Annotated in this window: 18 protein-coding genes; 13 read left to right on the top strand and 5 right to left on the bottom strand. The window is 72.5% G+C overall.

What is annotated here, in order from left to right; genetic code table 11:
• Positions 1 to 414 precede the first annotated feature (414 nt).
• Together IE247_RS25400 and IE247_RS25395 are read left to right on the top strand one after the other, a co-directional pair.
• Positions 415 to 861, top strand: a complete 447-nt coding sequence (locus IE247_RS25400; protein WP_190125595.1) for a hypothetical protein — start codon at positions 415 to 417, stop codon at positions 859 to 861.
• Positions 862 to 1044: 183 nt separating this feature from the next.
• The gene (locus IE247_RS25395; protein ID WP_190125594.1) at positions 1045 to 1305 is read left to right on the top strand and encodes a hypothetical protein; all 261 of its coding nucleotides are present in this window, start codon (positions 1045 to 1047) and stop codon (positions 1303 to 1305) included.
• A 27-nt stretch (positions 1306 to 1332) separates the two neighbouring features.
• Here the strand turns inward: IE247_RS25395 and IE247_RS25390 are convergent, their stop codons facing one another.
• The 5 genes from IE247_RS25390 to benA form a co-directional block, all read right to left on the bottom strand.
• Positions 1333 to 4164 carry a helix-turn-helix transcriptional regulator gene (locus IE247_RS25390; protein WP_190125593.1) on the bottom strand — a complete coding sequence of 944 codons (2832 nt, stop codon included), beginning with the start codon at positions 4162 to 4164 and terminating at the stop codon, positions 1333 to 1335.
• Between the two features lie 46 nt (positions 4165 to 4210).
• Positions 4211 to 5020 carry a 1,6-dihydroxycyclohexa-2,4-diene-1-carboxylate dehydrogenase gene (locus IE247_RS25385; protein ID WP_190125592.1) on the bottom strand — a complete coding sequence of 270 codons (810 nt, stop codon included), beginning with the start codon at positions 5018 to 5020 and terminating at the stop codon, positions 4211 to 4213.
• A complete protein-coding gene (benC, locus tag IE247_RS25380; RefSeq protein ID WP_190125591.1) occupies positions 5017 to 6042 on the bottom strand; it encodes a benzoate 1,2-dioxygenase electron transfer component BenC in 1026 nt (341 codons plus the stop codon). The genes IE247_RS25385 and benC overlap by 4 nt, the downstream gene beginning before the upstream one ends.
• Before the next feature lie 22 nt (positions 6043 to 6064).
• The gene (gene benB, locus IE247_RS25375) at positions 6065 to 6595 is read right to left on the bottom strand and encodes a benzoate 1,2-dioxygenase small subunit (RefSeq protein ID WP_190125590.1); all 531 of its coding nucleotides are present in this window, start codon (positions 6593 to 6595) and stop codon (positions 6065 to 6067) included.
• Between the two features lie 109 nt (positions 6596 to 6704).
• Positions 6705 to 8045, bottom strand: coding sequence for a benzoate 1,2-dioxygenase large subunit (gene benA / locus IE247_RS25370; protein ID WP_190125589.1), 1341 nt, complete (start codon positions 8043 to 8045; stop codon positions 6705 to 6707).
• Between the two features lie 219 nt (positions 8046 to 8264).
• Between benA and IE247_RS25365 the strand changes: the two genes are divergently transcribed.
• The 11 genes from IE247_RS25365 to IE247_RS25315 all read left to right on the top strand — a co-directional run bounded on the left by IE247_RS25365 (position 8265) and on the right by IE247_RS25315 (position 19320).
• Entirely contained in the window at positions 8265 to 9200 is a 936-nt protein-coding gene (locus IE247_RS25365; protein ID WP_190125588.1) for a LysR substrate-binding domain-containing protein, read from the top strand.
• Positions 9181 to 10284 carry a mandelate racemase/muconate lactonizing enzyme family protein gene (locus IE247_RS25360; protein WP_190125587.1) on the top strand — a complete coding sequence of 368 codons (1104 nt, stop codon included), beginning with the start codon at positions 9181 to 9183 and terminating at the stop codon, positions 10282 to 10284. The genes IE247_RS25365 and IE247_RS25360 overlap by 20 nt, the downstream gene beginning before the upstream one ends.
• 87 nt (positions 10285 to 10371) lie before the next feature.
• Complete coding sequence (catA, locus tag IE247_RS25355) at positions 10372 to 11214, top strand: catechol 1,2-dioxygenase (protein WP_190125586.1); 843 nt, start codon at positions 10372 to 10374, stop codon at positions 11212 to 11214.
• A gap of 76 nt (positions 11215 to 11290) precedes the next feature.
• Positions 11291 to 11575: a muconolactone Delta-isomerase gene (catC, locus tag IE247_RS25350; RefSeq protein WP_190125585.1), complete on the top strand. Its 285-nt coding sequence runs from the start codon at positions 11291 to 11293 to the stop codon at positions 11573 to 11575.
• Between the two features lie 5 nt (positions 11576 to 11580).
• On the top strand, positions 11581 to 12336 hold the full coding sequence (locus IE247_RS25345) for a CoA transferase subunit A (protein ID WP_190125584.1): 756 nt from the start codon (positions 11581 to 11583) through the stop codon (positions 12334 to 12336).
• A complete protein-coding gene (locus IE247_RS25340) occupies positions 12336 to 13001 on the top strand; it encodes a CoA transferase subunit B (protein WP_190125583.1) in 666 nt (221 codons plus the stop codon). The genes IE247_RS25345 and IE247_RS25340 overlap by 1 nt, the downstream gene beginning before the upstream one ends.
• A complete protein-coding gene (locus IE247_RS25335; protein WP_190125582.1) occupies positions 12998 to 14206 on the top strand; it encodes a thiolase family protein in 1209 nt (402 codons plus the stop codon). The genes IE247_RS25340 and IE247_RS25335 overlap by 4 nt, the downstream gene beginning before the upstream one ends.
• A 68-nt stretch (positions 14207 to 14274) precedes the next feature.
• The gene (locus IE247_RS25330) at positions 14275 to 15075 is read left to right on the top strand and encodes an alpha/beta fold hydrolase (RefSeq protein ID WP_190125581.1); all 801 of its coding nucleotides are present in this window, start codon (positions 14275 to 14277) and stop codon (positions 15073 to 15075) included.
• A 72-nt stretch (positions 15076 to 15147) separates the two neighbouring features.
• The gene (locus tag IE247_RS25325; RefSeq protein ID WP_190125580.1) at positions 15148 to 16815 is read left to right on the top strand and encodes a sigma-54-dependent Fis family transcriptional regulator; all 1668 of its coding nucleotides are present in this window, start codon (positions 15148 to 15150) and stop codon (positions 16813 to 16815) included.
• A gap of 166 nt (positions 16816 to 16981) precedes the next feature.
• Positions 16982 to 17857, top strand: coding sequence for an alpha/beta fold hydrolase (locus IE247_RS25320; RefSeq protein WP_190125579.1), 876 nt, complete (start codon positions 16982 to 16984; stop codon positions 17855 to 17857).
• A complete protein-coding gene (locus tag IE247_RS25315) occupies positions 17857 to 19320 on the top strand; it encodes an aldehyde dehydrogenase (RefSeq protein ID WP_190125578.1) in 1464 nt (487 codons plus the stop codon). The genes IE247_RS25320 and IE247_RS25315 overlap by 1 nt, the downstream gene beginning before the upstream one ends.
• The last annotated feature ends 114 nt before the right edge of the window (positions 19321 to 19434 follow it).

The following is a 19434-nucleotide window of genomic DNA, read 5'->3' as shown; positions in this document are numbered from 1 at the left end:
CAGGACCGACAGGCAGCCCCTCACCGCATGGTGAAGGGGCCGCGAAGAACTTGCGACTGAACTTAGCCTAACCTAACTCCAAATCGACCCTTCGCGGGGGTCTCCTTAGGTCGGCTTCCGCCCTGTTCACGGCTTTCCACGAGAGGGATCCGGCGGTGTGCCGGCCGGTCCGGAACGCACGGTTTCGGCGCGCCGTCGGTCATGGTGTCCGTCACCCGCTCTCCGCCGCGGCTGTTCTCCACAGCTCCTTCCAGTCTCCCGTGACCGGGCGGCCGGGCGACCGGACCGTCCAGCTCTCCGGCACGGCGGGGCGGCTTGCGGGAGGCCCTTCCACCCTGGAAGCTCTCCCCGGACCGGGCGTCGGAGACGGGCCCGGCCGCCCTCGCCCCCGTACTCGAAGGAGGTCCGGCCGCCATGGATTCGGAACGCGCCGGCCGTATCGTGTCAGCGCTCCGCGCGCGCGAGGTGATGGCCCACCTCGTGGAGGCGGGGGTCTACGAATTCGGTGTCCGTGTGGTTCTCGACGAGGGGATCGAGGCGCTCTGGGACGTCGACGGAGCGGCAGGGCTCGACGCGGAGATCGTCAGCGACGGTGTTCTCATCGGCTTCGTCCCCCATGTCCCCGGCTCCGAGAGCTTCACGGAACAGCAGCTGGTGGACGTCATCGCGACGACGGTCTACTCCGCCGAAGGGCTCCGGCCACCGGCGGACGGCACCGTCGGCGCGCCTGCCGGGGAAGCCGTCACCCCGGGCGCCGCCCCGGGCGCCGCCGCCCCTGACCGTCCGCGCGGGGAAGGAGGGCCGCCGCCCGTCGCCCGGTATCAGCGCCGTGCGCACTGGGTACGGCGCGGCAGGCGGTGATACGGGGCGACGGGCGGGGAACGCCTCTCCGTCCATCGGCCCGGTAAGCGGAAGCCCAACTCCCGGCCAAGGACCGCTCAATCCTTCGGCAACTCCCGCCGGGCTCGTAGGCGAGGGAGCGGCCCGGGTGGAGAGTGGTCCGGTGGGGACCGGAACCGTGGGGACCGTGGAGGGGAGTCGCCCATGAAGGGAACAGAGGGCCGGGGAATGAATCGCCTGACGGGGCTCGCCGTCGTCGCGGTGCTGTCCGGGGCCGCGTTGACCGCCACCGTCCAGGCCGGTCACATCGAGTCGACGGGCCGCCCGCCCGGCAGTACCGCGGGGTCGACGGCCGGACCGGCCCTGGAGCCGTGGCCGGGCGGGTGGGGCGGCCATCTCGCGCACGGGCGGGACGCCCAGGACAGTCGAGCGCCCGTCCTCCCCTCCTCCATCGGCCGAGGGTGAGGGAACGCGCCCCCGGCCGGGCCGCCGTCACCGCTCGGCCCCGGCCCCGGCCCCGGTCGCGGTCCCGGGCACCGTCCCGTGGAAGCTCGCGGCCAGTTCGCCCCGGGAGCGGATGCCGAGCTTGGCGTAGATCCTCGTCAGGTGGTACTGCACGGTCTTGACCGAGATGAACAGTTCCGAGGCCGTCCGCTGATTGCTGGCCCCGGCCGCGACCAGCCCGGCGACGGCCCGCTCCTGCGCGGTGAGCCGGTCGGCCCCGGCGGCGGCCCGGCCGCCGTTCAGACCGCCCGCGTTGAGTTCCCGGTCGCACCGCTCGACATAGGTGTGGGCCCCCAGCGCGCTGTAGGCGTCGCGGGCGTTCCGCAGGACGGTGTCGGCGTCCCGGCGCTTTCCGGCGCGGCGCAGGGTCTGTCCGTACGCGAAGTTCACCCGGGCCAGGTCGTACGGCAGCGGCAGCCGGTCCAGCCGGGCGAGGGCCGTCTCGAAGGTGTGCCGGGCGGCGTCGATGTCGCCGCGGGCGGCGGTGATCCGGCCTCGGACCAGGCCGAGTCTTGCCCGGGTGGAGCGATGGCCGCGCCGGGCGGCGAGTTCTTCGTGGGGGGTGAGGAAGGCGTCGGCCTCCTCGACGCGATGGGTCATCACCAGGGCGTTGGCGTAGACGTCCGGCCAGGGCCAGAAGCCGGGTTCGTCGACGCCCGCCCGGGACGGCAGCCGGACGACGGGCGCGAGGGCGTCGACGGCCCGGGCGTAGTCGCCGCGCGCTTCGGCGACCTGGGCGCGCGCCAGGGCGGCCGGGACCATCATGACCTCGTAGTGGTGTCCGCCCGCGGCGGCCCGGGCGAGATGGTCCTCGGCGCTCTCCCAGTCGCCCCGGAGCGCGTGGAGCTGGGCCCCGGTCCAGTGGACCAGGGGGCGGACGAGTTCGATTCTGACCTCGGTGAGACGGGCGGCGGCCCGCTCCACCGTTTCCAGCGCCTCCGGCCAGGCCCCCAGCGCGAACTGGGTGCGGGCCAGCCAGCCCTGGGCCCAGAGGGAGATCCGGGTGGAGCCCAGCCGGTACCCGGTGGGGACGGCCTCCTCGAACGCCCGGCGGGCGGCCTCGGGGGCGTCCAGGGCGAGATCCACCCAGCCCCGGCCCAGTTGGAACCGCTGGGACTGGGCCCCGCCGGAGACCTTGGCCGCGGCCGACTCGTACACGGACACGGCCTCCTCGGCCCGGCCCATGGCGGCGAGGCCCAGCCCCAGCACGGCCTCGGACTCGATCGCGGCGGGATCGGCGGGGTCCGCGAGCTCCAGGGCGCGGCGGGCCCAGGTGACCAGTCCCGGGGCGTCCCAGCGTCCGAGTGCGTGGAGCACCCGGCGCTGGCAGATCTTCGCCGTGAGGTCGGGCCGGGTCGCGGCGTCGCAGCGGGCCCAGGCGCGGGTGAGGAAGGTCTCCGCCTCGGCCGAGCGGCCCCGCATGATGGCCAGATAGCCGAGCACGACGTCGCGCGGGGCGGCGGTGGGGAAGCTCTCCAGTTCCGCGGCGAACGCCACGGCCTGGGGGATGTCCCCCGCGCCGATCATCGCGTCGACGGCGCGCAGCAGCCGGTCCTCGCGGACGGCCCGGACCGGGCTGAGCCGGCCCGCTCTGACCAGGGTGGCGGCGACGGTGGCCCACTCCCCCGCGCCTGCGCGCTCGGCGGCGTACCGGTCCAGCTCGTCGGCGAGCCCGGCGTCCGTGGTGGTGGCCGCCGCCCGGTGCGCCAGCCGCCGTCCCGGGTCGTCGGCGACCTCGGCGGCGCGGAGGTGGAGCAGACGGCGGCGGGTCAGGCCGAGGGTGGTGAGGACGGCGGCGCGGGTCAGCGGATGGGGGAAGGCCAGCAGGGCGCGACCGGGTTCGACGGTCGCGATCAGCAGCCCCGCCTCGGCCGCCTCGTCCGCCGCGGGCAGCGGGTCGGGGAGACCGGCGAGGCGGGCGGCTTCGTCGAGGGGCGCGTCGCCGTCGATGACCGAGCAGGCCTCGACCAGGGCGCGGGCGGCTTCGCCGCAGCTCGCGAGGGAGTGCCGGACCACCGACGTATAGCGGGAGGGAGCGGGCAGCGCGGGCCGCCAGTCCTGCCAGATGTCGCGGGGCAGCTCCTGGAGCAGCCGGGTGATGTGCCGGGGGTTGCCGCGGGTGTGTCGGCACAGATGCCGGGCGGCGGGGAGGGAGAGGTCGACTCCGTCCCGGTGGCGGGCGAGTTCCCTGACGTCCTCGGGGTCGAGCGGGCCGAGCCGTATCGTTTCGCCCTGTCGGCCGTCGAGGTGTTCCAGGGTCTCCACCGGCGGGTTCCGCCGCGGCCCCGGTCCTGTCGTGTCGTCCCGTGCCAGCAGGATCACGAGAAGCCGCTCCGTCGTCAGGGCGCGTACGGCGGACTCGATCGCCCGCAGGCTCTCGACGTCGGCCCAGTGGGCGTCGTCGACGACCACCACGAGCGGTTCACCGTGGGGCGGGGCCGTCCAGAGCCGGTGGAGCCGCCGGGCGGTGCCGAGGATCGTGCGGCCGTCGGATTCGCGGGGGTCACCGGGGTCTCCGGGGTCGCCGGGGTCTCGGGGGTCGCCGGGGCCGTCCGGCGGGGTGGTCCGCAGCAGCCGGCCTGCCACGCCGAGCGCGATTCCGGACTCCCAGGGCACCCCGGTCGCGCGCAGGACGCGCAGGGGGTGTGCGCGGTCGATGAGGACATGGTCGACGAGAGTGGTCTTCCCGCTGCCCGCGGGCCCTTCCACCAGCACTGTCGAGGGGTGGCCGGTGTGGGCGGCACTGAGCGCGCGGCTGAGGGCCATACGCTCACCCGCCCGTCCGATCAGGCTTCGCCGCTGGTCAGGAGGGGTGTCCATGCTCCGGCACGGTAGCACTGCCCGCCGGGGATGGGGCCGGGTCGGGTCAGCCGAGGTCGCCTCCCGCGACGGGCAGAACCGTGCCCGTGATGTAGGAGGCCTCGTCGGAGGCGAGGAAGACGATGGCCGCGGCCTGCTCCGCCAGCGAGCCGTACCGTTTCATCAGCGACGATTCGACGGTCTGCGCCACGATCTGCCGGTACCACTCCCGTTCCTGATCGTCCTCGGCCGCGGGCCCCCGGGCGACCCGCCGGGCGGGGGCGTCCGTGCCGCCGGGTGCGGTGGCCACGACCCGGATTCCGTACGGGGCGGCCTCCAGCGCCAGCGCCGCGGTGATGGCGTTGACCCCGCCCTTGGCCGCCGCGTAGGGGACCCGGTTGACGCCCCGGGTCGCGACGGAGGAGACGTTGACGATGGTGCCCGAGCGCTGGGCGATGAGGTGGGGAAGGACCGCCCGGCAGCTCCAGAGGGTGGGGAAGAGCGAGCGGTGGATCTCGGCCCGGATCTGGTCGGGGGTGTAGTGCTCGTAGGGTTTGGCCCAGATGGTGCCGCCCACATTGTTGACGAGGCAGTCGATCCGGCCGTGGTGGCGATGGGCTTCGCCGATGGCGGCCTCGGCCTCCTCGTACCGCTCCAGATCGGCGATGACGGCGTGGCCGCCCAGCTCCTCGGCGGCCTCCCGGACGGTCTCGGCCCGGTCGACCAGGACGACATCGGCGGACTCGGCGGCGAGACGGCGGGCGACGGCGAGGCCGATGCCCTGTGCCGCGCCGGTGACCACGGCCTTCTTCCCGGCGAACCGCCCCGGGTGCGCCCAGGGGGAAGCCGGCCCGCCCGGTTCCCGCGGCGGCCTCATCGAAGCGCCCCCGGCGTCGCCGTCGCGGTGAACTTCTCGTAGTGGAAGCTCGCCGGGGTGACGCCGAGCGCGGCGATGTGGCCCCGTACCGCCTCGACCATGGCGGGCGGCCCGCAGAGATAGACGTCGGCGTTCCCCCGGTGCAGGGTCGCGGAGTCGATCAGCCCGGTGACGTACCCCTTGTTCCGCGCGCCGCTGGACGGGTCGGCGACCGTGTGGTCGAAGGTGAATCCGGGGACGGTGGCGGCGTGGTCGGCGAGGGTGTCCAGATGGACCAGGTCCTGATCCGTTGTGACCCCGTAGAGGAGGTGGACGGGGTGGGCGGGCGGCTTGTGCGCGAGCTGTTCCAGCATGGAGAGCAGGGGGGCCAGCCCGGTGCCGCCGGCGAGGAGGAGCGCGGGCCGGGCCAGGTCGCGGAGGTAGAAGCTGCCCATCGGGCCGGTGAAGTCGATACGGTCCCCCGCCTTCGCCCGTTCGGTGAGATAGCCCGACATCAGGCCGCCCTCGGCGATGCGGACGAGGAAGGAGACCCGGCGCTGCCCGGGCCCGGAGCTGAAGGAGTACGAGCGGTGCCGGTCGGTGCCGGGAACGGTGACATTGACGTACTGGCCGGGCAGGAAGTCCAGTGCCGCGCGGTCGTCGACCTCCAGGGTGAAGCCGACGGTGGTGGCGGAGTGCCGTTCGACGGCGGTGAGGGTGGCGCGGTGGACGGCCGCGGCGGTCCGGGCCGAGGCGGAGGTCGCGGGGATGCTCAGTACGAGATCGCTCCGCGGGGTCATCTGGCAGGGCAGGCAGTGGCCGAGGGCCGCCTCGTCCTCGGTGAGGGCCTCGTCGATGTAGTCGCCGCCGTCGTACGTCCCTGATTCGCAGAGCGACTTGCAGGTGCCGCAGGCTCCGTCGCGGCAGTCGAGCGGGATGTTGATGCGTGCCCGGTAGGAGGCGTCGGCGACGGTCTCGTCCGCCCGGCAGTCGATGAACCGGGTGATGCCGTCCTCAAAGTTCAGGGCGACCTGGAATGCCATGGGTGCGCTCATTTCGGGCCGGTCAGACGTGGTAGACGTCGACCACGTGGTGGATGTAGTCGTTCTTGAGCACGACCTTCTTGCTGGTGATCAGCGGGTCGGCGGCGGTGAAGTCGATGCGGTAGAACGAGGTGCCGAAGTAGGTGTCGACGCTCTGGTAGCGGTAGTAGAGCGTGAACCAGTTGAAGCGGACCTCCACCAGACCGCCGTCCGCCGCGGTGATCTCGACATTGGTGATGTTGTGGCTGGTGCGCGGCTCCGGAAGGCTGGTCGCGCTGGAGCGGTCGGTGCGGATGCGGAAGACCCGGTCCTCCAGACCGCCCCGGTTCGCGTAGTAGATCAGCGAGATCTCGCTCTGCGGGTCCCGGGTCAGCTCGTCGTCGTCGGCCCAGGCGGGCATCCAGAACTCGGCGTCCGGGTGGTAGCACTCCAGCCACTTCTCGAACTCGCGGTCGTCGAGGTGGCGGGCCTCGCGGTAGAGGAATCGGCGGACCGTCTCCGGGGTGACGGTGTGGCCCGCGGCGGGGGTCGCGGTGATCGCGTCGGTGGTCATCGGGTGGCTCCCTCGGGGTGCTGTCCGAACTCGGGCGTTCGGCTCGTCGGGCGGTCGCTCGTCGGGGCTCCGGCCGGTCGAGTGTCCGGCTCGTCAGGCGTCAGGCTCGTCAGGCGTCGAGTGCGCGCCGGAGGGTCCGCTGCCAGTAGCCGTGCTGGATCGGGTAGAGGCCCTCGTCCTCGGTGCGCACTCCGCTGGCGATCGGGTTGATGCCCATCGCCCTGGCGTCCTCGTCGGGCCCGTCGATCTGGTGCACGGCGCCCCGGCTGAGGTCGTTCCAGGGGGAGGCCCCGGCCAGATAGGTCTTCTGGCAGGAGCGGAACTCCTCCAGATCGTCGGGGGTGGCCATGCCGGTGGCGTTGAAGAAGTCCTCGTACTGCCGGATCCGCCGGGCCCTGGCCTCGGGGCTCTCCCCCTTGGGGGCGATGCAGTAGATGGTGACCTCGGTGCGGTCGACCGAGAGGGGGCGGAAGTGCCTGATCTGGGAGCTGAACTGGTCCATCAGATAGACGTTCGGGTAGAGGCAGAGATTGCGGGAGACACCGATCATCCAGTCGGCCTTCGCCTCCCCGAACGTGGCGACGAGCTCCTCGCGCCGGTCGCTCAACGGCCGGTTGGCGGGGTCGAGCCAGGTGGTCCACAGCAGCAGATGCCCGTGCTCGAAGGAGTAGAAGCCGCCGCGCTGCTTGGACCAGCCGCCGGCGTCCATGGTCTTGGTGTCATTGGCCGACTCTCCCGAGGTGCGGCGCGCCTGGGTCGCGGCGTAGTTCCAGTGGGTGGCCGAGACGTGGTAGCCGTCCGCGCCGTTCTCCGTCTGGAGCTTCCAGTTGCCGTCGTAGGTGTACGTCGACGATCCGCGCAGCACCTCCAGCCCCTCCGGGGACTGGTCGACGATCATGTCGATGAGGACGGCGGCGTCACCCAGGTGTTCGGTCAGGGGCAGCACATCCGGGTTCAGGCTGCCGAAGAGGAAGCCCCGGTAGCTCTCGAACCGGGCGACCTTGGTGAGGTCGTGCGAGCCGTCGGTGTTGAACTGCTCGGGATAGCCCGCGCCGCGCGGGTCCTTGACCTTGAGGAGCTTGCCGGTGTTGTTGAAGGTCCAGCCGTGGAACGGGCAGGTGAAGGTGGTGCGGTTGTCGGTCTTGCGGCGGCAGAGCATCGCCCCGCGGTGGCTGCACGCGTTGACGAGGGCGTGCAGCTCACCCTGTTTGTCACGGGAGATGACGATGGGCTGCCGGCCGATGTGGGTGGTGAAGTAGTCCCCGGCGGACGGGATCTGGCTCTCGTGGGCGAGATAGATCCAGTTGCCCTCGAAGATGTGCTTCATCTCCAGTTCAAAGAGTTCCTCGTCGGTGAAGACGCTCCGGCGGACGCGGTAGACGCCCGTCCGCTCGTCTTCCACCAGGGCGTCTTCGAGGATGGTCCGCGCACTGCTCGCTGTATCGGCCACGGCTCTTGCCTCCGACTCGTTGCGGCTGCCTGTCGCAGCCGCTCGTTACGGCTGCTTTTCAGCACCATGTCATCGGGGTGAAGTCCCGGGCCCCAGGGATTTTCCCAGGGTTGACCCAGGGGGGTATTGATATCCCCCGCATATCAATACGCTGCGATCAAGTATTTGTTGCGTATGGGATCCGCTCCCTACGATGAGGCGCAATCGAGGGAGATTCCGATGGAACTCAGACACCTCCGGTATTTCGCCGCGGTCGCCGCCACCCGCCATTTCGGGCGGGCCGCGGAACAGCTGCACATGGCGCAGCCCCCGCTCTCCCAGGCGATACGCCGGCTGGAGACGGAACTCGGGGTGGAGCTGTTCGCCCGCACCACCCGGCAGGTCTCCCTGACCGGCGCGGGCGAGGTGTTCCACACCGATGTGCGGCGCATCCTCGAATCCGTGGAGGAGGCGGTGGCGCGGGCAGGGCGCTTCGCGGCGGGGGTGGAGGGGGTGATCCGGGTGGGTCTGACGGGATCCGCCGCGTACCGCCGGCTGCCGGCCCTGGCGCGGCTGGTCAAACGCGAACTGCCCGGGGTGGCGCTGGAGGTGCACACCGAGATGCTCACTCCCGCCCAGGAGTCGGGGCTGATCGGACGGCGTCTCGATGTGGGGGTGCTCCGGCCGCCGGTCCGGGAGGCGGGGCTCGCGCACCGGGCCCTCGCCGACGAACCGCTGATCCTCGCGGTGCCGGCGGAGCACTGGCTGGCCGACGCGCCGCGGGTGCGTATCGAGCGGCTGCGGCACGAGAACTTCATCATGTACGGGCCCGCCATGGGCTCGGTCGTCCATGACGCGGTCGTACGCGCCTGTCTGGCGGCCGGATTCACCCCGCGCCGCGCCCATGAGGTCTCCGAGACCTCCACCGCGCTCGCCCTAGTGGCGGCGGGCCTCGGCATCGCCGTACTGCCGGATTCGATCCGTTCGGCGCCCCGCGAGGGCGTGGTGCACAAGGAGCTGGAGGACGCGCCCTCGGTCGGCCTGGTGATGGCCTGGCGCGAGGACGACGCATCTCCCCTGCTGAAAAGACTGCTGGAGACATTGGAAAAGGACGGCATGTTCATTCCACCCGAATCGACCGGGAGCACGGAACTCCATGAAAATCACCGGAATTGAATCAATTCCTTTCTCCATTCCTTACCGAAAACCGCTGAGGTTCGCCAGCGGAGAGGTGCACACGGCCGAACACGTCCTTGTGCGGGTCCATACCGACGAGGGTCTGACCGGGACCGCCGAGGCGCCGCCGAGGCCCTACACCTATGGGGAGACCCAGGAGTCGATCGTCGCGGTGATCGACCGCGTCTTCGCTCCGAAGCTGCTGGGTCTGTCGCCGCTGGAGCGGGAGAGGGTCCATGAGCGGCTGGACCGGACCGTCGGCAATCCCACCGCGAAGGCGGCCGTGGACATGGCCCTGTGGGACATCCTGGGCCGGGCGGCCGGCCAGTCGGTGTCCGGGCTGCTCGGCGGATACACGGACCGGATGCGGGTCAGCCACATGGTGGGGTTCGCGCCCGCCGCGCGGATGGTCGCCGAGGCCGAGCGGATCCGTGACACGTACGGCATCACCACGTTCAAGGTGAAGGTCGGGCGGCTGCCCTACACCGACGATGTCGAGGCCTGCCGGGCGCTGCGGCAGGCGCTCGGCCCCGGGGTGGAGCTGTACATCGACGGCAACCGGGGCTGGAGCGCGGCCGAATCGTCCCGCGCGCTGCGGGAGATGGACGATCTGGGGCTGACGTTCGCCGAGGAGCTCTGCCCGGCCGACGATGTGCTGGGGCGGCGCTGGCTGGTCGCCCGGAGTCCCATCCCCTTCATCGCCGACGAGAGCGCCACCCGGGCCGCCGAGGTGACCCGGGAGCTGCTCGGCGGGTCCGCCACCGCGATCAGCGTCAAGACGGCCCGGACCGGCTTCACCGCCTCCCAGCGGGTGCTGCACCAGTGCGAGGGGCTGGGCGTCGAGATCGTGATGGGCAATCAGATCGACGGCCAGCTCGGCACGGCCTGCTCGGTCGCCTTCGGCGCGGCGCACCGCTCGTCCGCCCGGCGGGCCGGTGAACTCTCCAACTTCCTCGACATGACCGACGATCTGCTCGCCGAGCCGCTGCGGATCGAGAACGGCGCGCTGCGGGTGCCCGAGGGCCCGGGCCTCGGTGTCCGTGTCGATCCCGAGAAGCTCGCCCGCTACCGCCAGGACCGCTGAGCGACGCGGCCGACGCGGCCGACACGACCGACACGACCGCCGCGACCACACACACCGAACACCGAACGTCGAACAGAGGAGAAGCAGATGACCGAGACCGCCACCGCCGCCGCGTCCGGGGCCGCCGCCACCGAGCGGTTCCGCAGCAGGCAGCGGACCGGGAGCGGCGACGCGGGAACCGAGCGCGTCGACACGCTGGTGACCGAGGTGCTGGCCGCCGTGCACGACGTCATACGCCGTCACCGGGTCGGTTACGCGGAGTACGACGCGCTCAAGTCCTGGATGATCCAGGTCGGGCTGGACGGCGAGTGGCCGCTCTTCCTCGATGTGTGGCTGGAGCATGTTGTCGAGGAGGTGGCGAGCGAGCACCGGCTGGGCAGCAAGGGCACCATCGAGGGCCCGTACTACGTCCCCGGTTCGCCGCTCTTCACCGGGGAGGCCACCTTGCCCATGCGGGAGGGCGAGCCCGGCGTCCCGCTGCTCTTCCGGGGCCGGGTGACCGCCGTGGACGGCACCCCGCTGGCCGGTGCCAGGGTCGAGATGTGGCACGCGGACGCGGAGGGCTTCTACTCGCGATACGCCCCCGGGCTCCCCGAGTGGAATCTGCGCGGCACGGTCGCCACCGACGAGCGGGGCGGCTTCGCGGTCCGCACCGTGGAGCCGGCCCCGTACCAGATCCCCACCGACGGCTCCTGCGGCAGGCTGATCGCGGCGGCCGGCTGGCACGCGTGGCGGCCGGCCCATCTGCATCTGAAGGTCTCCGCCCCGGGCCATCAGCCGATCACCACCCAGCTGTACTTCCGGGGCACCAGCCATGTCGAGGACGACATCGCCTCCGCCGTGAAGCCGGAGCTGATCCTCTCCCCCGTCGCCGCGGCGAACGGCACCGGCCGTGAGGTCGCGTACGACTTCGTCCTCGACCCGGCCTGACCCTGACCCTGACCCTGGCCTTCGGCCTCACCCCCGACACGCCACCGCCCCCGATTCATCGGCGAAGGAAGCCACCATGCTGTTCGCAGTGACGATGGACGTCGCGATCCCCCACGACCTGGATCCCGGCGTCCGCGAGGATCTGATCGCCCGTGAGAAGAGCTACTGCCAAGAACTCCAGGAGGCCGGCGTCTGGCGGCACATCTGGCGGTGCGCGGGGCAGTACGCCAATCTCAGCGTCTTCGACGTCCCCGGCAACGACGAACTCCACCACCTCCTGTGGAATCTGCCGCTCTTCCCCTACATGACCGTCTCCGTCACTCCCCTGGCGGCCCATCCCTCAGCCCTGACGGCCCGGTGAGCGCCATGGACAAGGTATGGGAGTCGGCTGCGGACGCCGTGGCGGACCTCCGCGACGGGGCCTCGCTCGCCGTCGGCGGCTTCGGGCTGAGCGGTGTGCCGAACACCCTGATCGCGGCCGTCCTGGAGCAGGGATCCGACGGGCTCAGCGTGGTCTCCAACAACTGCGGGGCCATGGAATCGGGTCTGGCGGTACTGCTCTCCGCCGGGCGGATCTCCCGGGTCACCGGCTCCTACATCGGGGCCAACAAGGAGTTCGCCCGCCAGTATCTCGCCGGTGAGCTGGAGGTCGAGCTGATCCCCCAGGGCACCCTGGCGGAGCGGCTGCGCGCGGGCGGGTGCGGCATTCCCGCCTTCTACACCCCCGCCGGGGTCGGCACCCAGGTGGCGGACGGCGGACTGCCCTGGCGGTACGACGGCGACGGCGGGGTGGCCCTGGCCTCGCCGCCGAAGGAGATCCGGGAGTTCGACGGCGTCGGCCATGTCCTGGAGCACGGGATCCGCACCGACTTCGCCCTGGTGCGCGCGGCCCGCGGCGACCGTCACGGCAATCTGGTCTTCAACAAGTCCGCCCGCAACTTCAACCCCCTGGCCGCGATGGCGGGCCGGATCACCGTCGCCGAGGTCGAGGAGCTGGTCGAACCCGGCGTACTGGACCCGGACTCCGTGCATCTGCCCGGGATCTTCGTACAGCGCGTGGTGGCGCTCACGCCCGAACAGGCCGCCGACAAGAAGATCGAACAGAGGACGGTACGAGTCTGATGCCCTGGACACGGGATGAGATCGCCGCCCGCGCGGCGCGGGAGCTGCACGACGGGGAGTACGTCAATCTGGGCATCGGGCTGCCGACCCTGATTCCCGGGCAGTTGCCCGAGGGGGTCCGGGTCGTCCTGGAGTCGGAGAACGGCATCCTCGGCACCGGCCCCTACCCGTACCGGGAGCGGATCGACCCGGATCTGATCAACGCGGGCAAGGAGACCGTCACCGTCCTGCCGGGGGCCTCGTTCTTCGACTCGGCGCTCTCCTTCGGGATGATCCGGGGCGGCCACATCGACACCGCCGTCCTCGGCGCGATGCAGGTCTCCGCCCGGGGCGATCTGGCCAACTGGGCGGTCCCCGGCAAGCTGATCACCGGTATCGGCGGGGCGATGGATCTGGTGCACGGGGCCCGCAGGGTCGTGGTGACGATGACCCACACCGCGCGGGACGGCAGCCCGAAGATCGTCGAGGAGTGCTCCCTGCCGCTCACCGGACGGTCGTGCGTGAACCGGATCGTCACCGACCTCGGTGTGCTGGACGTCGGCGGCGACGGCCTGGTCCTGGTCGAACTGGCTCCCGGCGTCACCGCGGACGAGCTGCGCGCCAGGACCGCCGCCCCGGTGCGGATCACGGCGGCGGCGACGACGGCGACGGGCGGTGTCCGGTGAACGGGCGCGCGGTCTACATCGTCGACGCGGTGCGCACCCCGGTCGGCAAGTACGGCGGCGCGCTGGCCGGGGTGCGCCCCGACGATCTGGCGGCGCGGGCCGTACGGGCCCTGCTGGACCGCACGCCGGAGCTGAACCCGGCGCGCATCGGCGATGTCTTCCTGGGCAACGCCAACGGCGCGGGCGAGGAGAACCGCGATGTCGCCCGGATGGCGGCCCTGCTGGCCGGACTCCCCGTCACCGTGCCCGGCGTCACCGTCAACCGGCTCTGCGCCTCCGGTCTGGAGGCGGTCGTCCAGGCGGCGCGCGCCATCGCCGTCGGCGACGTCTCCATCGCCGTCGCAGGCGGGGTGGAGTCCATGAGCCGCGCCCCCTGGGTCCTCCCCAAACCGGAACGGGCCTTTCCGGTCGGGCATCAGGAGCTGTACTCGACCACTCTCGGCTGGCGCATGGTCAACCCGCGGATGGATCCGCAGTGGACGGTTCCGCTGGGGATGAGCGCCGAACTCATCGCCGGGAAGCACGGCATCACCCGGGAGCGGCAGGACGCCTTCGCCCTCGACAGCCACCGCAAGGCGGCCCGGGCCTGGCGCGAAGGGCTGTACGACGCCGAGGTCGTACCGGTCGAGATCGAGCCGCGCCGGGGGGAGTCCGCGCTCTTCGCCCGCGACGAGTGCGTACGAAAGGACGCGTCCCTGGAGGCGATGGCCCGGCTGAAGCCGTCCTTCCGCCCGGACGGCGGCACGGTCACCCCGGGGAACGCCTCGCCCCTGAACGACGGCGCGTCGGCGCTGCTGCTGACCGACGAGGCCGGGCTGCGCGCCGTCGGCCGGGAGCCGCTGGCGCGGGTGCGGGCAGGCGCGGTCACCGGCATCGAGCCGCAGTGGTTCGGGCTGGGGCCGGTGGAAGCCGTGCGCACGGCGCTGGCCAGGGCCGGGCGGACCTTCGCGGAGCTGACCACGCTGGAGCTGAACGAGGCGTTCGCGGCGCAGGCGCTGGGCTGCGCCGCCGAGTGGCCGGAGCTGGATCCGGCGGTCCTCAATCCGCGGGGAGGGGCCATCGCCATCGGTCACCCGCTGGGGGCGTCCGGGGCGCGGCTGGCGGGCGCGGTGGCGCACCAGCTGGCGGCGGCGGGGTCCGGGGTCGGGGTGGCGGCGCTCTGCGTCGGCGTGGGGCAGGGGCTGGCTCTCGTCCTGGAGCGCTGACGGCCGCAGCGCGCCGCCCCTGTACCCGGTCGCCGCTTCCCCCTCCTCTCCGAGAAAGGCAGTCCGTCATGTCCGTCTCCGCCCCTGTGCCGCATCACGACCTCACCGGCCCGCCGGACGCGCCGCTGCTGGTCCTCGGCCCCTCCCTGGGGACCTCGACGACCGTCTGGGAACCGCTGCTGCCCGCGCTGGCCAGGACCTTCCGGGTGGCGCGGTTCGATCTGCCGGGGCACGGCGGCTCCCCCGCCGCTCCCGGGGCCGTCTCGGTGGCCGATCTCGCGGCGCTGGTCCTCGCACTCGTCGACAGGCTCGGCCACCGCCGCTTCCACTACGCGGGCATCTCGCTGGGAGGAGCCGTCGGAACCCGGCTGGCGGCCCGTCACCCGCACCGCGTCGACTCCCTCGCCCTGGTCTGCACCTCGGCCTGGTTCGGCCCGGCGGGGCCCTGGCGGGAGCGGGCCGCGCTCGTCCGGGAGCAGGGCACCCGGCCGCTGCTGGCGACCGGCCCGGGCCGCTGGTTCGCCGATCCGGCGATCGCCTCGACGGCCTACGGGCGCGCCCTGCTCAGAGATCTCGCCACCGCCGACCCCTCTTCCTACGCGGCCTGCTGCGACGCCCTCGCCGACTGCGACCTGCGGCGGGATCTGGCCCGTATCACCGCCCCCACCCTGGTCGTCGGCGGCACCCTGGACATCGCCACCCCGCTGCCCCACGCCCGGGAGCTCGCGGCCGGCATCGCCGGGGCCACGCTGGCGACGATCCCCACCGGCCATCTCGGCGCGGAGGACCATCCGGCGCTGGAAGCCCTGCTCAGCGCCCATCTGGGACGGAATCGGCACCCTGCCTTCCGCTCCGTGCCGGGCTGCTGATTGAGTGCGGGGAGCACGCGCCGTCAGCGCGTACGTACGGGCTCAGCCAGCACCACCTTGCCGGAGGCCGCCGTGCATCCCAGCGACACCGCCGACACCGCACCGCGTCCGGAGATCGCCCTGTCCTGGCGGCGGTCCGAGCTGAGCGGGCTCACCCCCGCCGCCCCCGAGATACGGGTGGACCCCGACGCCGTCGACCGGCGCGGCCGGCTCGCCACCGCCGCCGGGCCCGTCCTCACGGAGCTGGCGGACCAGCTCGGCGACGCCTCGTTCTGCGTCGTGCTCGCCGACCGGGCCTCGCGCATCGTCGCCCCGACGGTCGGCCCCCGGGGGCTCCGCGACCGGCTCGAAGGGCTGGGGGTGGTGGCGGGCGGGGTGTTCCTGGAGGAGACGACCGGGACGAACTCGATCGCCACGGTGTACGAGGTGCGGCGCGGTCTCGCGGTGCACGGCGACGAGCACTATCTGGAGCCGTTCAAGCGCTTCAGCTGCTACGGGCATCCGATCATCCATCCGGTGACCCGCAGGCTGGAGGGCGTCCTCGACATCACCTGCCTCACCGGGGACGGCTCCCCCCTGCTCGGTCCGTTCCTGGCCCGGGCGGCGCACGACATCGAGGAACGGCTGCTGCGCACGACGCGCGCCGCCGAGCAGCGCCTGCTGGCCGCCTTCCAGGTCGCGGCGGCCGGCCGGACCCTGCCGCTGCTGGTGCTCGGCGAGGGGGTGGTGCTGGCCAATCCGGCGGCCGTGGAACTCCTCGATCCGCTGGATCACCTCCTGCTCCGGGAGCTGGCGGCCGGGCTTCGCTCGCGGGACGGTACGGGTCCGGCCCGGCGGGTGGAGCTGGTGTCGGGAAGGTCGGTGGAGGTACGGCCCCGGTCACTCGGCCCCGGAGCCGGCGGGGTCCTCTTCGAATTCACCGTCCCGGCCGAGACGCGGTCCACGCCCGCCCCCGCGCTCGCCCTCGCCCTCGCCCTCGCGCGACCGGGCGCGCGTTCGCGCTCCGACACCCCGGTGTACATCGGCGGGGCTCCGGGAACCGGCCGGACGACGAAGGCCCGTTCGCTGGCCGGGACGGACCCCCGGCCGCCGGTCGTACTGGACTCGTCGGAGGCGGCCGTGCGGGGCGAGGCCGCGTGGCTCCGCGATCTCGGCGCGGCGGCCGGGGCCCGGAGCCCGCTGCTGGTCGAGGAGGTGCAGCTGCTGCCCGAGGCGTGCGCCGTCCGGCTGCGGCATCTCCTCGAACGGCCGGACGCGCCCCGGATCGTCCTGACCGGCGCCCCGGCCGGCGATCTCGACGGCCCGGGCGCGGCGCTCGCCGCCGCGTGCGCCGGGCGGATCGAGCTGGCGCCCCTGCGGGACCGTACGGAGGAGCTGCCGGGGCTGGTGCGGGCCGTGCTCGACGAGCTGGGGGCCGACCCCGGGCCGCGTTTCACCCCGGCCGCACTGGCCGCGCTGGCGGGCCATCCCTGGCCGGGCAATCTCCGCGAACTGCGGGCCGTGGTCCGGGCCGTGCTGGAACGGCGTTCCGCGGGGGACGTGACACCCGGCGATCTCCCCGAGGGGTATCGGGTCAGCCCCCGGCTGCGCCGGATGACTCCGCTGGAACGGGCCGAGCACGACACCATCGCGGCGGCGCTGCGGGCCTGCGGCGGCAATAAGCTCCGCGCCGCGCGACGCCTCGGCATCAGCCGGACCACGCTCTACAACCGAATGCGTGCCCTGCACATCATCTTCTGAGCCTTCTGAGAAGTGTCCAGAAATTGAACAGTTCGCGGTCGGCGACCGACTCTAGCCTCCGAGGAGTCCCTTCGGCAAAGGAGCCGTACCGTGCGTCATACCGCCGTGCTGAGAACCTCCCCGGGCGGCACCCCGGGCTCCCCCTCGCCCCGGCCGGGCGGCTGAGGTGCGCGATCCACTCCTTCTGCGTATCGACGGAGTCGACCTCGCGTACGAGGAGCGGGGGCACGGGCCGCCGCTCCTGCTGATCCACGGCAGCGGCGCGCAGGCCGCCACCTGGGACGGGGTCGTGGACGGCCTCGTGGCCGCCGGACACCGGGTGATCGTCTACGACCGGCGTGGTTACGGCGCGTCCGCGCATCCGCCGGTCCGCGACCACCGGCGTCATGTGGCCGACGCGGCGGCCCTGCTGAAGCGGGTGGCCGAAGGCCCGGCGACGGTCGTCGGCTGGAGCGCGGGCGGCAACATCGCCCTCGGGCTGACCGCGGGCCACCCCGAACTGGTCCGGCGGCTGATCGTGGCGGAGCCTCCGTTCCACGGCACCCGGCTGGCGACGCCCTCGATGCTCCGCGCGCTCGCCCGCGTCACCCTGGCACGGCTGCGCGGACGCCGGGAGGAGGCGGCCGGAGCCTTCTTCCGCTGGGCCGCCGGGCCCGCCTTCGACACGGCTCCGCGCCGGGAGCGGGAGCGGTTGCTGTCCCATGCCCGCAATGTCCTGGCGGAGCTGGACCCGCATCCGTACGGAGTGATGTTCGAGCATCTGCCGCTGAGCCGGATCCGGGACATCCGCGTCCCCGTCACCTTTCTGCTCGGCGCGGAGAGCAATCCCTTCTTCCACAAGGTGCACCGGCGGCTGGTGCGCGCGGTGCCCGCGATCCGCTCCGAGGTGATCGACGGGGCGAGTCATCTGCTGCACATCGACGCGCCGGAGGCGTTCGTCGCCGCCGTCCGCAGAGCGACGACAGCCGACACCGACACTGACACCGACCCAGCCCCGACCCCGGGCACAGACCCCGCACAGAACGATCAGGGAGCCGTCTGATGGAGACCCGCCAGGAGACCCGTACCGCCTACGACACCTTCTACATCGGCGGATCATGGGTCGGTCCCAGCACCGACCGGGTGATCGTCCCGATCGACCCCAGCACGGAACAGCCGCTCGGCGGGGTGCCGGAGGGCGCCGAGGCCGATATCGACAGGGCGGTACTGGCCGCCCGGCGGGCCTTCGAGGACCCCGCAGGCTGGTCGGGCTGGGACCCCGCCCGACGGGCCGAGGTGATGGAGCGGTTCGCCGTGGAGATCGACGCCCGGGCCGATGGATTCGTGGAGCGGGTGAGCTCCCAGAACGGCATGCCGGTGGCGGTCGCCGCACAGCTGGAGACCGGCTACCCGAGCGCCGTGCTGCGCTACTACGCGGGGCTCGCCCGTACGTCGGCCTTCGAGGAGGTACGCCCCGGGCTGCTCGGCGGCTCGGTCGAGGTCCGCAGACTGCCGGTCGGGGTGGTGGCCGCCATCGTGCCGTGGAACTTCCCCCAGGCCCTCTCCATGTTCAAGATCGCGCCCGCCATGGCGGCCGGCTGCACCCTGGTCGTGAAGCCCTCGCCGGAGACCGTTCTGGACTCCTATCTGCTCGCCGAGGCGGCGGAGGCGGCCGGGGTACCGGCCGGAGTGATCAACATCGTCCCGGCCGGCCGAGAGGTGGGCGCCTACCTCGTCTCCCACCCCGGGGTCGACAAAGTCGCCTTCACCGGCTCCACCCCCGCCGGCCGGTCCATCGCCGAGGCCTGCGGACGGCTGCTGCGCCCGGTGACGCTCGAACTCGGCGGCAAGTCGGCCGCGATCGTGCTGGACGACATCGAACTGGATCTGGCCTCCATCGGCGAGGGCCTGTTCAGCAGCACCCTCCTCAACAACGGCCAGACATGCTTCCTCGGCACCCGGGTACTGGCTCCCCGCCATCGCTACGCCGAGGTCGTCGACGCCTTCACCGCACTCGCCGAGTCCCTGCCCGTGGGACCCGCCCTCGACCCCGCCACCCGGATCGGCCCGCTGGCCACCGCACGGCAGCGCGACCGTGTCGAGTCGTACATCGCCCGGGGGATCGCCTCGGACGCCAGACTCACCACCGGCGGCCGCCGTCCCCAGCACCAGGACCGCGGCTGGTTCGTCGAGCCGACCGTCTTCGCCGATGTCGACAACGGCTCCGCCATCGCCCAGGAGGAGATCTTCGGCCCGGTGCTGTCGCTGATCCCCTACGACGGCGTCGACGAGGCGGTCCGCATCGCCAACGACTCCGAATTCGGCCTCGGCGGCACCGTATGGACCTCCGACCCCGAGCGCGGCGCGGCGGTGGCACGCCGCGTAGCCACCGGATCCATCGGTGTGAACCGCTATGTCCCGGACCCGGCGGCCCCCTTCGGCGGGATCAAGTCGAGCGGCCTCGGCCGGGAGCTGGGGCCGGAGGGGCTGATGGCGTACCAGCAGTCGCAGACCGTCTACCGCTGAACCGACCGGGACCGGGGGCGGGGGCGGGGGCGGGGGCGGGGGCGGGCGGTCATTGCGAGCTGATGTCGTCACCGCGGTTTTCCAAGATCCGCTGCGCGGAACGGTGTTGAATAA

This window comes from Streptomyces inusitatus (assembly GCF_014651115.1).
Classification (GTDB): domain Bacteria; phylum Actinomycetota; class Actinomycetes; order Streptomycetales; family Streptomycetaceae; genus Streptomyces; species Streptomyces amakusaensis.
The sequence above is the reverse complement of the archived record's forward strand: the minus strand, read 5'-3'. Positions and strand labels throughout refer to the sequence as shown.

Bases quoted from the DNA above. Each gene is read 5' to 3' on its own strand.
- IE247_RS25400 (WP_190125595.1), top strand. From the start codon at position 415: ATGGATTCGGAACGCGCCGGCCGTATCGTGTCAGCGCTCCGCGCGCGC.
- IE247_RS25395 (WP_190125594.1), top strand. From the start codon at position 1,045: ATGAAGGGAACAGAGGGCCGGGGAATGAATCGCCTGACGGGGCTCGCC.
- IE247_RS25390 (WP_190125593.1), bottom strand. From the start codon at position 4,164: ATGGACACCCCTCCTGACCAGCGGCGAAGCCTGATCGGACGGGCGGGT.
- IE247_RS25385 (WP_190125592.1), bottom strand. From the start codon at position 5,020: ATGAGGCCGCCGCGGGAACCGGGCGGGCCGGCTTCCCCCTGGGCGCAC.
- benC (WP_190125591.1), bottom strand. From the start codon at position 6,042: ATGGCATTCCAGGTCGCCCTGAACTTTGAGGACGGCATCACCCGGTTC.
- benB (WP_190125590.1), bottom strand. From the start codon at position 6,595: ATGACCACCGACGCGATCACCGCGACCCCCGCCGCGGGCCACACCGTC.
- IE247_RS25365 (WP_190125588.1), top strand. From the start codon at position 8,265: ATGGAACTCAGACACCTCCGGTATTTCGCCGCGGTCGCCGCCACCCGC.
- IE247_RS25360 (WP_190125587.1), top strand. From the start codon at position 9,181: ATGAAAATCACCGGAATTGAATCAATTCCTTTCTCCATTCCTTACCGA.
- catA (WP_190125586.1), top strand. From the start codon at position 10,372: ATGACCGAGACCGCCACCGCCGCCGCGTCCGGGGCCGCCGCCACCGAG.
- catC (WP_190125585.1), top strand. From the start codon at position 11,291: ATGCTGTTCGCAGTGACGATGGACGTCGCGATCCCCCACGACCTGGAT.
- IE247_RS25345 (WP_190125584.1), top strand. From the start codon at position 11,581: ATGGACAAGGTATGGGAGTCGGCTGCGGACGCCGTGGCGGACCTCCGC.
- IE247_RS25340 (WP_190125583.1), top strand. From the start codon at position 12,336: ATGCCCTGGACACGGGATGAGATCGCCGCCCGCGCGGCGCGGGAGCTG.
- IE247_RS25330 (WP_190125581.1), top strand. From the start codon at position 14,275: ATGTCCGTCTCCGCCCCTGTGCCGCATCACGACCTCACCGGCCCGCCG.
- IE247_RS25315 (WP_190125578.1), top strand. From the start codon at position 17,857: ATGGAGACCCGCCAGGAGACCCGTACCGCCTACGACACCTTCTACATC.